Source organism: Salmonella sp. SAL03688 (assembly GCF_046551895.1).
GTDB lineage: Bacteria > Pseudomonadota > Gammaproteobacteria > Enterobacterales > Enterobacteriaceae > Salmonella > Salmonella enterica.
In genome coordinates, this window is the sequence record NZ_JBGDVI010000009.1 from 88,226 (window position 1) to 101,165 (window position 12,940).

General features: G+C 52.5%; 10 protein-coding genes. 4 read left to right on the forward strand and 6 right to left on the reverse strand.

The window, feature by feature from the left end:
* Positions 1-37: 37 nt before the first annotated feature.
* The gene (locus ACLJR2_RS11465) at positions 38-2,251 is read left to right on the forward strand and encodes a sensor domain-containing phosphodiesterase (RefSeq protein ID WP_000773642.1); all 2,214 of its coding nucleotides are present in this window, start codon (positions 38-40) and stop codon (positions 2,249-2,251) included.
* Positions 2,252-2,291: 40 nt separating this feature from the next.
* On the opposite strand, the gene ppx is transcribed toward ACLJR2_RS11465, so the two are convergent.
* From ppx to purM, 4 genes are all read right to left on the reverse strand, one after another.
* On the reverse strand, positions 2,292-3,833 hold the full coding sequence (gene ppx / locus ACLJR2_RS11470) for an exopolyphosphatase (protein ID WP_043991101.1): 1,542 nt from the start codon (positions 3,831-3,833) through the stop codon (positions 2,292-2,294).
* A 4-nt stretch (positions 3,834-3,837) separates the two neighbouring features.
* Positions 3,838-5,904: a polyphosphate kinase 1 gene (gene ppk1 / locus ACLJR2_RS11475; protein ID WP_000529555.1), complete on the reverse strand. Its 2,067-nt coding sequence runs from the start codon at positions 5,902-5,904 to the stop codon at positions 3,838-3,840.
* Between the two features lie 188 nt (positions 5,905-6,092).
* Positions 6,093-6,731 carry a phosphoribosylglycinamide formyltransferase gene (gene purN, locus ACLJR2_RS11480; RefSeq protein WP_001028589.1) on the reverse strand — a complete coding sequence of 213 codons (639 nt, stop codon included), beginning with the start codon at positions 6,729-6,731 and terminating at the stop codon, positions 6,093-6,095.
* On the reverse strand, positions 6,731-7,768 hold the full coding sequence (purM, locus tag ACLJR2_RS11485; protein WP_000130477.1) for a phosphoribosylformylglycinamidine cyclo-ligase: 1,038 nt from the start codon (positions 7,766-7,768) through the stop codon (positions 6,731-6,733). Before purM ends, purN begins: the two co-directional genes overlap by 1 nt.
* A gap of 413 nt (positions 7,769-8,181) precedes the next feature.
* Here purM and upp point away from each other — a divergent pair, with 413 nt between their 5' ends.
* The 3 genes from upp to ACLJR2_RS11500 all read left to right on the forward strand — a co-directional run bounded on the left by upp (position 8,182) and on the right by ACLJR2_RS11500 (position 10,981).
* Complete coding sequence (gene upp, locus ACLJR2_RS11490; protein ID WP_000706208.1) at positions 8,182-8,808, forward strand: uracil phosphoribosyltransferase; 627 nt, start codon at positions 8,182-8,184, stop codon at positions 8,806-8,808.
* An 87-nt stretch (positions 8,809-8,895) separates the two neighbouring features.
* On the forward strand, positions 8,896-10,185 hold the full coding sequence (gene uraA, locus ACLJR2_RS11495; RefSeq protein WP_000198343.1) for a uracil permease: 1,290 nt from the start codon (positions 8,896-8,898) through the stop codon (positions 10,183-10,185).
* A gap of 94 nt (positions 10,186-10,279) precedes the next feature.
* On the forward strand, positions 10,280-10,981 hold the full coding sequence (locus tag ACLJR2_RS11500) for a DnaA inactivator Hda (RefSeq protein ID WP_061835882.1): 702 nt from the start codon (positions 10,280-10,282) through the stop codon (positions 10,979-10,981).
* A 26-nt stretch (positions 10,982-11,007) separates the two neighbouring features.
* Here ACLJR2_RS11500 and arsC read toward each other — a convergent pair whose 3' ends face one another.
* Both arsC and bepA read right to left on the reverse strand, forming a co-directional pair.
* Positions 11,008-11,367, reverse strand: coding sequence for an arsenate reductase (glutaredoxin) (gene arsC, locus ACLJR2_RS11505; protein ID WP_000132650.1), 360 nt, complete (start codon positions 11,365-11,367; stop codon positions 11,008-11,010).
* 39 nt (positions 11,368-11,406) lie between these two features.
* Positions 11,407-12,870 carry a beta-barrel assembly-enhancing protease gene (gene bepA / locus ACLJR2_RS11510; RefSeq protein ID WP_000489630.1) on the reverse strand — a complete coding sequence of 488 codons (1,464 nt, stop codon included), beginning with the start codon at positions 12,868-12,870 and terminating at the stop codon, positions 11,407-11,409.
* Positions 12,871-12,940 lie beyond the last annotated feature (70 nt).

Here is a 12,940-nt window from a genome sequence, read left to right on the forward strand (position 1 = left end):
ACGCCCCTTTGGGATTGGGGGGTTCTGCTGAGCATCTATGAAACTAAATAAAACTTATATAAATATCAGAGATAAATGGTGGGGACTACCGCTCATCCTTCCTTCGATTTTACTACCTGTTTTAAGTAGCGCAAATACTTATGCGCTTACCAGCACTGGAAATGTGGTTCTTTTTTACCTGCCGTTAGCTTTTATGCTTAGCCTGATGCTCTTTTTCGGCTGGGCAGCACTGCCGGGCATTGTGCTTGCTATCTTCTGGCGCAGATACCCGCAGACAGGGCTGTATGAAACCCTTTCTGTGACGATGCACTTTATCATTACTATCGTGCTAAGCTGGGGCGGCTATCGTGTCTTTTCCCCCCGGCGAAACAATGTTTCCCACGGCGACGCCCACCTGTTGTTTCAACGAATATTCTGGCAGGTATTTTGTTCAGCAACATTATTTCTGGTCATCTACCAGTTTGCCGCTTTTGTTGGCATGTACGAAAGCAAAGCCAGCCTGATGGGGGTAATGCCCTTTAATATCAACACGCTGATTAATTACCAGGCGTTACTGGTCGGTAACCTTGTCGGCGTGCCATTGTGCTATTTTATTATTCGTACTCTCCGCAATCCGCTGCACCTGCGGGGGTATTATCAGCAATTAAAGCTACAGATTGATAGCAAGGCCACTAAAAAAGAGATCGTTATTTGGCTGGCCGTATTGACTACACTAATGTTTATACTGTGTATGCCATTGACTGATAATAGTTCAATATTTAGTACCAACTATACGCTTTCGTTATTATTGCCGGTCATGCTGTGGGGCGCGATGCGCTATGGCTATAAGTTTATTTCAATTATCTGGGCCGTCGTGCTAATTACGTCGATTCATTATTATCAGCGTTATATGCCCTGGTATTCAGGTTATGATACGCAATTAGCGATTACCTCTTCGAGCTATCTGGTTTTTTCTTTTATTGTTAATTATATGGCTGTACTGGCCACGCGTCAGCGCGTAGTGAGTGGTCGCGCACGGCGGCTGGCCTATCTTGACCCGGTTGTACATCTTCCCAATTTACGTGCGTTAAACCGCGCGCTCCAAAATGCGCCCTGGTCTACGATCTGTTTTTTACACGTGCCGGGCCTGGAGCTATTGGGTAAAAATTATGGCGTCATGCTACGCATCCAGTATAAGCAAAAGCTCTCTCACTGGATTACGCCGATGCTGGCCTCAAATGAGTGCGTCTACCAGATGTCAGGGCACGACCTGGTGCTGCGTCTTAATACAGAGGCGCATCAGCAGCGTATTGAAGCGCTGGATAAACATATTAAGCAGTTTCGGTTTATCTGGGATGGACTGCCGCTACAGCCGCCTGTGGGCGTGAGCTACTGCTGCGTGCGTTCTCCGGTTAGCCACCTTTATCTGCTGTTGGGCGAATTAAGCACCAGTTCCGATCTTTCGTTGACGACTAACGCGCCGGAGGATTTACAGCGGCGCGGCGCAATGCACCTGCAGCGCGATTTGAAGGGCAGAATTGCGATGATGAATCGCCTGCAACAGGCGTTGGAGCACGATCATTTTTTCCTGATGGCGCAGCCTATTTTCGGTATTCGTGGGGACGTTTATCATGAAATTTTACTGCGACTCAGGGATGACAACGGCGACGTTATCAACCCGGACAATTTTTTACCCGTGGCGCATGAGTTTGGTTTGTCTTCCGCTATCGATCTCTGGGTGATTGAAAACACGCTGCGGTTTATGGCGGCCAGCCGGGAATATATGCCCGCGCATCGTTTTGCCATTAATCTGTCGCCAACATCGGTATGCCGCGCTCGTTTTCCTGCAGAAGTTAAGCAGCTGCTTACGCAATATCAGGTTGAACCCTGGCAACTGGTTTTTGAGGTAACGGAAAGCAACTCTCTCACCAATGCTGAGCAGGCGCAGTTGACGCTGGGACAGCTACAGCAGTTTGGCTGTCAGATAGCGATTGATGATTTCGGTACTGGCTACGCCAGCTATGCGCGGCTGAAAAACGTTGACGCCGATATTCTTAAAATTGACGGCAGTTTTATTCGCAATATAGTGTCAAACAGTCTCGATTATCAGATTGTGGCTTCTATTTGTCATTTAGCGCGAATGAAAAATATGCAGGTCGTCGCGGAGTATGTCGAGAGCGAAGAAATACGAAGCGTCGTGCTCTCGTTGGGAATCGACTATCTTCAGGGATATTTAATTGGCGAGCCGCAGCTATTATCTGAGATTCAGTAAAGGCAGACGCCGCGGCGCGGCGCGGCGTCTGATCCACAATTTACGCGGCGATCTCCGGCGAGCTTTCTTCCTCAATATTGAGACGCCAGTCAGTTACCGCTTCCCAGTACTGCTGTTCTTTTTCCAGATCAAGCAGTACCAGCGCATTCTGGCTGAACCAGTCATGCGGAAAACATAACGTCCAGTGGCTGTCATCGGTCGTTAGCCGCAGCGTCGGCGGCGTGGTGGTCGCCTGCCGCTGGTTGTTCAGTAATACGCCCAGCCGAAGTAGCTGAATTAACGGCAGATACTGTTTTTTCTTAAACAGCGTAAAGCGGGGCATATCATCCAGTTTTATGGCTTTACGATGATAACGCACCAGCGTCGCCATCATCATTTGCTGCTCCTGATTAAAGCCGGGCAAATCGCTGTGTTGCAGAATATAAGCCGAATGGCGATGTAAACCGCTGTGATTAATATTCAGTCCAACCTCATGCAGCATTGCCGCCCAGCGAAGCAACGCTTCAAGCTGCGGATGCGCCAGTTTTGGCTGCTGGGCCTGCCACTGTTCGTACATCTGCATGGTGGTTTCCAGCACGCGTCTGGCCTGTTCTCTGTCAATGTTGTATTGATTGGCCAGACTTTTTGCGGTACGGCTGCGAACATCCTGATGGCGGAAGCGGCCTTCCATTTCATACAGCACGCCTTCGCGCAACGCGCCGTCGGAAAGGCGAAGCTCGCGGATAGCCAGAGCATCAAAAACGCCGCACAGAATCGCCAGGCCCGGCACAAAGACCGCTTTTCGTTCTTCAGACAGACCCGGCAGGCTGAGCGCATTAAAGGAGCGGTGCTTCAACACTTCTGACTTCAGTTTATCGAGGCGCTCCGGCGTAATGAAGCCATCTTTCTCACCCAGCGCCAGGAGAACTTCATGAGCGGCCTTAATCGTACCGGAAGCGCCCATCGCCACGTTCCAACCCTGAATACGATACTGCCAGGTTAAGGTTTCCAGTTTTTGCGCCGCCGCCATTCGGGCGCGCTGGAAGTTTTCTTTATTGATAACGCCGCCGGGAAAGTAGAGCTGCGCGAAGCTCACGCAGCCCATACGACGGCTTTCAACCAGCCTGGGTTCGAAGTTTTCGCCAATGACCAGCTCTGTTGACCCGCCGCCGATATCGATCACCAGCTTGCGGCCTTTTTCCGGCTGCGTATGTTCTACGCCCATAAAAATCAGGCGCGCTTCTTCGTTACCGGAAATAATCTCTATCGGGTAGGGAATAACCTTTTCCGCGCGTTTGAGAAAATCAGCGGCATTTTGCGCCTGACGTAACGTATGGGTGCCTACGATACAGACGCTGGAAGGGGAGAAACCTTGTAAGCGTTCAGCAAACAGCGACAGACAGCTAAGCCCCCGTTCCATGGCTTCTTCGCTGAGTTTGTTATCTGCGCCCAGCCCGTCCGCCAGATGGACGCGCTGTTTTAAGCGCCCGATAATCTGCATTGCGCCGTCAACCACGCGGGCAATGACCATATGAAAGCTGTTTGAGCCGAGATCGACCGCAGCGAACTCCTGCGGGCGGGGGGATTTATCGTAAATTGGCATAGCGTTAGTCTGGTTGCTCGAGTGATTTGATGTAGTCATAAATTGCCAGCTGCGCCTGGACTTTACGGCGATTGCCGCGCGGTACGTAGCGATTGCTGAGTTCTTTATCGATAAAACGCGCTTTTACCGTGTCGCTAAACAGAATGTCAATGATATCCAGGACGCGCTGTTTAAGCCGCGGGTCGAGGATAGGCGTAGCGACTTCGATACGGTAGTCAATATTACGCGTCATCCAGTCAGCTGAAGAGAGCCAAACTTGCTTATCACCGCCGTTTTCGAAAATATAAACCCGATCGTGTTCCAGATAGCGATCCACGATGCTAATCGCGCGAATATTATCGCTAATGCCTTCCAGTTGCGGAATAAGAGAGCACATACCGCGCACCAGCAGATTGACCTGGACTCCCGAACCCGACGCGGCGTATAGCCTGTCGACCAACCCTTTATCGACCAGGTTGTTAAGCTTTAAGGTAATCCCTGACGGTAAGCCTTGCTGGGCATTGGCGATTTCACGATCGATCATCTCATACAGCAGACGCCGTGAGTTTTGTGGAGAAACCATCAAATAATCGAAAGTGACCGGGCGATAGGGGTTTTCAATAAAATTAAAGACCCGGCGCACTTCATTGGTAATGCGCGCATCGGCGGTCAGCAGCGAATAATCGGTATACAGCCGCGCCGTTTTTTCGTTGAAGTTACCGGTGCCGATATGCGCATAACGCACCACGTCATCGCCCTCTTTTCGTGAGATGAGAAAGAGTTTGGCGTGAATTTTCAGCCCAGGCGCAGAGAAAATAACATGGACGCCCGCTTCGGTTAACCGCTTGGCCCAGTGAATATTCGCCTCTTCATCGAAGCGCGCCTGCAACTCCACCACCACGGTGACTTTTTTGCCGTTATGGGCGGCATGGATCATCGAGTCAATAATGCGCGAGTCTTTCGCTACGCGATAAATATTGATTTTGATCGCCAGCACGCTTGGGTCAAACGACGCCTGACGCAGCAGTTCCAGCACATGTTCAAAGGTGTGATAAGGATAATAGAGCAGCACATCACGTTCACGAATCGCGTCGAAACCGTTACGAAACTTCTCTTTATCAAACCAAAGATGGCGTAACCGCGGTAACGGTTTATTGACCAGGTTGGCTTTACCGACATTCGGAAAATTAATAAAGTCTTTAAAATTGTGGTAGCGCCCGCCGGGTACGATTGAGTCATACCGGGAGATCGTCAGTTTTTCCCGCAGCACGTCGACCAGCGCGGCGGGCATATCGCGTTGGTAGACAAAGCGCACAGGTTCAGCGGTCAGGCGCTGCTTCAGGCTGGAAGACATCAGCTCCATCAGACTGGATTCCATCTCATGCACCAGGTCATATTCGGCATCGCGGGTCATTTTCATCGAATAGGCATTAAGCGCGTCATAGTCGAAGAACCCTTTAAAAATGTCATCCAGGCAGTAGCGCAGAATATTATCCAGAAGAATCATCGGTTTGCGTCTGCGCGGTGTTTCCGGCGGCAGATTAACGAAGCGTGGGACTTTGTCGGACGGTATCTCCAGCAGCGCATAGTTGATGGTGTCGCCGCGGATAATCTCCACCGCCAGATAGGTGTAATCATCCTTTAAAAACTGAACAAGATCCGTCTCCCGGTTAATGAGAATCGGGGTAATATGCTGGCGCAAATAGTGCTTAAAATAGTGGCGCAACCAGCTTTGTTGGTTCACCGAGAGCTGACGCTCGTTGATCAGAAAGATTTGATTACGCGCCATTTCCAGCAGTAATTCGTTGTACAGGCCGTCGAACTCCTGGTCTGCTTTCAACACGCGGGACTGAATTTTGCCTAACAAATGGCGTGAATGAGAATTTGAACCCTGTTCTTCGCTGATAATAATACGTCGTTTCAGTTCAGCGAAACGCACTTTGTAGAACTCGTCGAGGTTATTAGAATAGATTCCCAGGAACCGCATCCGCTCAATCAACGGGTTGGATTTGTCCGCCGCTTCCTGTAACACGCGTTCGTTAAATGCTAACCAGCTTAGTTCTTTCTCGATATATAGCTTTTCCTGACCCATTACTACCTATACTCCGTTTTATTCACGGGACACTGCCTGATGATTATGGCGAGCATTACGCGTTAATGTCCAACTGCGCCAGAAAAATATGACAATAAACTGATAGCATAAAGGAAGGGAAAAGAGTAGGCCGGATAGGCATTTATGCCGCCATCCGGCAAGCAGACACAGTCCTGTTCGATGACGTATTATTCGTCAGACGCATAACCTTGCGGCGGCAGACGACGCCCGTCCAGCCAGGCGGCGTTATCGCGCATCTTTAGACGCCCCTGCGCAAACCAGCTAATCACCAGCGGATAAATCGCATGTTCCTGAGTCTGTACGCGTGCGGTGATATCATCTTCGCTGTCGTCGGCAAAAACCGGCACCTTCGCCTGGAGAATGACCGGGCCGCCGTCGAGTTCGTCTGTCACGAAATGCACTGAGGTACCGTGCTCCTCATCGCCGTTTTCCAGCGCCTGGCGATGGGTATGCAACCCCGGATATTTTGGCAGCAGGGAAGGGTGAATATTCAGCAGACGCCCGTAGTAATGCGCGACAAACATCGGACTCAGAATACGCATAAAACCGGCCAGCACGACCACATCGGGCGCATACGCGTCTATCTTGCGAATCAACTCGCGATCGAAGGCGTCGCGGCTGTCAAACCGATCGGCAGTCAGCGCTTGCGCCGGAATGCCGGCTTCTCTGGCGCGTTCAAGGCCGAACGCGTCGGCCTTATTGCTGAATACTGCCCTGAGGGTGCCTTTAATTTTCTTCGCTTCGCAGGCATCGATAATCGCCTGTAAATTGCTTCCATTGCCGGAAATCAGCACCACAATATTCATTATTCAATAACCACACGCTGTTCGGAATCAGAGGCTTTGATGATACCGATTTTCCATGCGTTTTCACCTTTCTCGTTTAGCAGAGCAAGCGCTTTGTCCGCTTCCGGAGCGGAGAGCGCAATCACCATGCCGACGCCGCAGTTAAAGGTACGGTACATTTCATGTCGGCTGACATTACCGGCGGTTTGCAGCCAGGTAAAGATGGCGGGCCACTGCCATGACGACTCATTAATTACCGCTTGGGTATTCTCCGGCAGAACGCGCGGAATATTTTCCCAAAAGCCGCCGCCGGTGAGGTGGGCGATAGCGTGCACATCGACGTTTTCAATCAGTTCCAGAACCGATTTTACGTAGATACGGGTCGGTTCAAGCAGATGATCGGCCAGCGGCTTCCCTTCCAGCAGAGTGGTTTGTGGGTCGCAGCCGCTAACGTCAATAATTTTCCGCACCAGCGAATATCCATTCGAGTGCGGGCCGCTGGAGCCGAGCGCAATCAGCACGTCGCCTTCGGCAACCCGGGAGCCGTCGATGATTTCTGATTTTTCGACTACGCCGACGCAGAAACCCGCCACATCGTAATCTTCGCCGTGATACATGCCCGGCATTTCCGCCGTCTCGCCGCCGACCAGCGCGCAGCCGGATTGCAGGCAGCCTTCGGCAATACCGTTGATCACGCTGGCAGCGGTATCGACATCCAGTTTACCCGTGGCATAGTAATCGAGGAAAAACAGCGGTTCCGCGCCCTGAACGACCAGATCGTTTACGCACATCGCCACCAGATCAATACCGATAGCGTCGTGACGCTTTAAGTCCATCGCCAGGCGAAGTTTGGTGCCTACGCCGTCAGTGCCGGAAACCAGTACCGGTTCACGATATTTTTGCGGCAACGCGCACAGCGCACCGAAACCGCCCAGACCGCCCATAACCTCCGGGCGGCGAGTTTTCTTCACTACGCCTTTGATTCGATCAACCAGAGCGTTACCCGCATCAATATCGACGCCGGCATCTTTATAGCTAAGAGAGGTCTTATCGGTCACTGCCTGGTTCCCCACGTTTTTTCTTGCGGTAAAAGTTAAATTCGGCGCAATTCTAACAGGGAAAGCAAACGTTTGCGAGCGTGGTCTGCGCCCTGGATATCCGGACGATTTTTTTGGCATGGTTTCGGTCGCTGCTTGAAAATTTCTCTGTTGGTAAAAAAGAAAAGGATATCCAGCACTTGGTTTACGACAGGCGGTCGGGACAGGCCATTCATCCTTAAAATTGCTAAGATTCAAACGGTTGTTAGCCTTTATCGCCTGTTTCAACGTGAGTGATTTATACTCACTTTTCCGCTATCTGCGCTTTTGGTTGATCCAGGTCAAGCATACATTGTGTTGCGTCAGAGAGGAAAAGCGGTATAATCCGGCGATTTTTTTTGTGGTTGCCAGTCATCTGAGGATAGGAGAAGAGTATGAAGATCGTGGAAGTCAAACACCCACTCGTCAAACACAAGCTGGGTCTGATGCGTGAAAACGACATTAGCACTAAACGCTTTCGTGAACTCGCCTCAGAAGTAGGCAGCCTGCTGACGTATGAAGCGACAGCCGACCTGGAAACGGAAAAAGTCACCATCGAAGGCTGGAATGGCCCGGTGGAAATCGACCAGATCAAAGGTAAAAAAATTACCGTTGTGCCGATTCTGCGCGCGGGTCTGGGTATGATGGAAGGCGTTCTGGAAAATGTACCGAGCGCGCGTATCAGCGTAGTCGGGATGTACCGTAACGAAGAGACGCTTGAGCCAGTACCTTATTTCCAGAAACTGGTATCGAACATTGATGAGCGCATGGCGCTGATCGTCGACCCGATGCTGGCGACCGGCGGTTCTGTCATCGCGACCATCGACCTGCTGAAAAAAGCAGGCTGTAGCAGCATTAAGGTGCTGGTGCTGGTCGCCGCGCCGGAAGGCATTGCGGCGCTGGAAAAAGCGCACCCGGACGTTGAACTGTACACCGCCTCTATCGATCAGGGGCTTAACGAGCACGGATACATTATTCCGGGGCTTGGCGATGCCGGCGATAAGATTTTTGGTACCAAATAAGTGAATAAATAATTAAAAGCCGACTTTAAGAGTCGGCTTTTTTTTGAATAAAACAACTCATAACAAACACACTTAGAGGAAAACACTATGACGCGCCGTGCTATCGGGGTGAGTGAAAGACCGCCGCTTTTACAGACAATCCCGCTTAGTTTACAGCACCTTTTCGCCATGTTTGGCGCGACCGTGCTGGTGCCAGTTCTGTTTCATATCAACCCCGCGACGGTGCTGCTGTTTAACGGTATCGGAACGCTGCTGTATCTCTTTATCTGCAAAGGTAAAATTCCGGCCTACCTCGGATCGAGCTTTGCCTTTATTTCCCCGGTATTACTGTTGTTGCCGCTGGGTTATGAAGTGGCGCTGGGCGGTTTTATTATGTGCGGCGTGCTGTTCTGTCTGGTCTCTTTCATCGTTAAAAAAGCGGGCACCGGCTGGCTGGATGTGATGTTCCCGCCTGCGGCAATGGGCGCAATCGTTGCCGTCATCGGTCTGGAGCTGGCTGGCGTCGCGGCGGGGATGGCCGGATTGCTGCCTGCGCAAGGGCAGTCGCCGGACACGAAAACAATTATCATCTCCATGGTCACGCTGGCGGTGACGGTGTTCGGCTCCGTACTGTTTCGCGGTTTCCTGGCGATCATTCCGATTTTGATCGGCGTGCTGGCAGGCTATGCGCTGTCATTCGCGCTGGGAGTGGTCGATACCACGCCGATTGCCCAGGCACACTGGTTTGCGCTACCGACTTTCTATACGCCGCGTTTTGAATGGTTCGCGATCCTGACGATTCTGCCCGCGGCGTTGGTCGTGATCGCCGAGCATGTCGGTCATCTGGTGGTGACGGCGAATATCGTCAAAAAAGATTTAGTGCGCGATCCCGGTTTGCACCGCTCAATGTTCGCTAACGGACTATCGACGATCGTTTCCGGTTTCTTCGGCTCCACGCCGAATACCACCTATGGGGAAAATATTGGCGTCATGGCGATCACCCGCGTTTACAGTACCTGGGTTATCGGCGGCGCGGCGATTTTCGCCATTCTGCTTTCCTGTGTTGGCAAACTGGCGGCGGCGATTCAGATTATCCCGTTACCCGTGATGGGCGGCGTCTCGCTGCTGTTGTACGGCGTTATCGGCGCGTCGGGGATTCGCGTATTGATCGAATCAAAAGTCGACTACAACAAAGCGCAAAACCTGATCCTCACCTCGGTGATTTTGATCATCGGCGTGAGCGGCGCGAAAGTGCATATCGGCGCGGCAGAATTGAAAGGGATGGCGCTGGCGACCATCGTCGGGATTTGCCTGAGCCTGATTTTTAAACTGATTAGCCTGTTGCGTCCGGAAGAAGTGGTACTGGAGGCAAATGATGCGGAGCCTCCGCATCAGTAACGGGTTGCCGGGCAGCGATGCTGCCCGGTTCTATCTCAAGGGAATTATGTGGTAAACTCAGCGCGATTTTATGTCATCCTGGGTTGAGGTATCTCTGAACACACCGGCACAGCTCTCTTTGCCACTTTATCTTCCTGACGACGAAACTTTCGCAAGTTTCTGGCCGGGGGATAACGCCTCTCTACTGGCCGCGTTACAAAACGTGTTGCGCCAGGAACATAGTGGATATATCTACCTTTGGGCGCGTGAAGGCGCGGGCCGCAGCCATTTGCTGCACGCCGCCTGCGCTGAATTGTCGCAGCGTGGAGATGCGGTAGGCTACGTCCCGCTCGATAAACGTACCTGGTTCGTGCCGGAAGTGCTCGACGGTATGGAACACCTCTCGCTGGTGTGTATTGATAACATTGAGTGTGTCGCTGGCGATGAACTGTGGGAGATGGCGATCTTTGATCTCTATAACCGCATTCTGGAGTCCGGTAAGACGCGGTTATTGATCACCGGCGATCGTCCGCCAAGACAGTTAAATCTGGGCTTGCCCGATCTCGCTTCCCGTCTGGACTGGGGGCAAATCTATAAACTCCAGCCTCTTTCCGATGAAGACAAACTTCAGGCGCTACAGTTGCGCGCCCGGTTACGGGGGTTTGAACTGCCGGAAGATGTCGGGCGGTTTTTACTCAAACGTCTTGATCGCGAAATGCGTACGCTGTTTATGACGCTGGATCAGCTCGATCATGCGTCGATCACTGCCCAGCGAAAATTGACGATCCCGTTTGTCAAAGAGATTCTGAAACTGTAATACGCCGCGACGGCGGCGTTCAACGGTTAACCGAGGATGTCCAGTACCTGCTCAGGCGGTCGGCCAATGCGCGCCTGACCATTTGCCACCACAATGGGGCGCTCCATCAGTTTAGGGTGTTCAACCAGCGCCTGGATTAACGCCTCTTCACTTAGCTGGCTATCCGCCAGGTGAAGCGTTTTATAGAGATCTTCTTTCTGGCGCATCAGTTCGCGCGCGCTGGACATGCCCAACATACGCAGCAGTTCCCGCACGGTGGCGGCATCGGCGGGCGTATCCAGATAAAGCACCACTTCCGGTTCCACGCCGTTAGATTTCAGCAGGTTCAGCGTGTCGCGGCTCTTCGAGCAGCGCGGGTTATGGTAGATTTTAATCGTGTCGGTCATGAGTTCTCCTTGTGACGCCATCCGGCTAATAAACGGCGATTACATTTTCGTGTATGGCTTGAAGCGTTCCTGTAACTGGCGCAACTGGTCGATACGCGCATCGTAACGCGCCTGTTGCTGGCTACCCAGTTTTGCCTGGGCGCTGGCGCTACTGAGCAGTGAAATTGCCTGATCCAGTCGTCCCGCCAGCGCATAACTTTCAGCGCGCGCCGCCAGCTCCTGATCGCGGTTGTTCAGCGCGGCTTCGGCCTGAGCGAGCAGATCCCAGCCGTTACCGTCATCTTTATGGCTAAAGGTGTAGCGATTCAGAATGGTTTCCGCCGCTTTCGGCTGGCCTCCCTGGAGGTACGCATTGGCGAGGTTTAACTGCAGCACAGGATTAACGCGCAGATCGCGGGCATTTTTCAGGCGATTAATCGCGTCGTTGGCTCTTTTCTGCCCCAGGTCAATATCGGTGGCGAGGTCAAGATACCAGGCATTGTTCGGTTCCGCGCTTAACAGCGGCTGCAACGTTTTGCGCGCTTCATCGTACTTGCTCGCTTCCATCGCCTGCAACGCCCGGCCATATTGCGCCGCATGTTGCTGACGCACGTTGCCTTTAGACCACTGATCCAGCAGGTCGCTGGTGAGCTGGTTACGTCCGGAATTGTACATTCCCAGGGCGCGCGCTTTGGCGAAATAAAAGTCGGCGGAAGATTGCACCACGACCGGGCGCATCTGGTTGGCACGGTTGCGGGCATCCGCAAGGCGGCTTTCCGGTAAGGGGTGAGTGAGCAAAATTTCAGGCGGTCGCGTGGAGTAACGCGCCTGGTCGAGCAGTTTTTCGAGGAAAGAGGGCATCGCCTGTGGGTCAAATCCGGCGCGTTGCAGTACCTGAATACCAATACGGTCGGCTTCTTGCTCATTTTGCTGGGTGAAACTTATCATTCCCTGGCGCGTTCCCGCCAGAGTACCGGTTAGCGCCGCCATACCGGCCTGTGGGCTGGCCATGGCCAGCAAAATGGAACCCAGCGCGCCCACCCAGGTAAGCGGCGCGCTGCGCTTTTGATCTTCCATCGCGCGCGCCAGGTGGCGCTGCGTCACGTGGGAGATTTCATGCGCCATGACTGAAGCTAGCTGGCTTTCGTTATCCGCGTAGCGAAAAAGTGCCGAGTGCAGCACCACATTGCCGCCAAAGAACGCGAACGCGTTGATTTCGTCATTATTGATCAAGAAAAAATGGAAGGGCGTTTTGACGGAGTCGGCGTGCGAGACCAGACGCATACCCAGCGCGTTAATGTATTGCACCAGCAGCGGATCGTTGATTAACGGCGCGCTGCCGCGTAGCTGGCGCACATAAAAGTCGCCCATTTGCATCTCTTGTCCGATAGAAAGCGTGCTTCCTGCCGAGGTTCCCATATCGGGCAGCGTGTCGGCAGGGTCGGCAAATGCGGGCGCGACCTGACCGAGAGCCAATGCTGCAATGAGGGTTGCCACCAGGTTTTTTTTCAACTGCCTGAACATAACCTCTATCCTGTTGTTTTGAGATAGCCCTTTGACCAACGTCGTGAAATATCGTTCCACGCTCCGACAC

What these genes read in the sequence shown, in the direction of transcription:
- upp (WP_000706208.1), top strand. Translation starts at nt 8,182, where the DNA reads ATGAAGATCGTGGAAGTCAAACACCCACTCGTCAAACACAAGCTGGGT.
- ppk1 (WP_000529555.1), bottom strand. Translation starts at nt 5,904, where the DNA reads ATGGGTCAGGAAAAGCTATATATCGAGAAAGAACTAAGCTGGTTAGCA.
- ACLJR2_RS11465 (WP_000773642.1), top strand. Translation starts at nt 38, where the DNA reads ATGAAACTAAATAAAACTTATATAAATATCAGAGATAAATGGTGGGGA.
- ppx (WP_043991101.1), bottom strand. Translation starts at nt 3,833, where the DNA reads ATGCCAATTTACGATAAATCCCCCCGCCCGCAGGAGTTCGCTGCGGTC.
- purN (WP_001028589.1), bottom strand. Translation starts at nt 6,731, where the DNA reads ATGAATATTGTGGTGCTGATTTCCGGCAATGGAAGCAATTTACAGGCG.
- arsC (WP_000132650.1), bottom strand. Translation starts at nt 11,367, where the DNA reads ATGACCGACACGATTAAAATCTACCATAACCCGCGCTGCTCGAAGAGC.
- bepA (WP_000489630.1), bottom strand. Translation starts at nt 12,870, where the DNA reads ATGTTCAGGCAGTTGAAAAAAAACCTGGTGGCAACCCTCATTGCAGCA.
- uraA (WP_000198343.1), top strand. Translation starts at nt 8,896, where the DNA reads ATGACGCGCCGTGCTATCGGGGTGAGTGAAAGACCGCCGCTTTTACAG.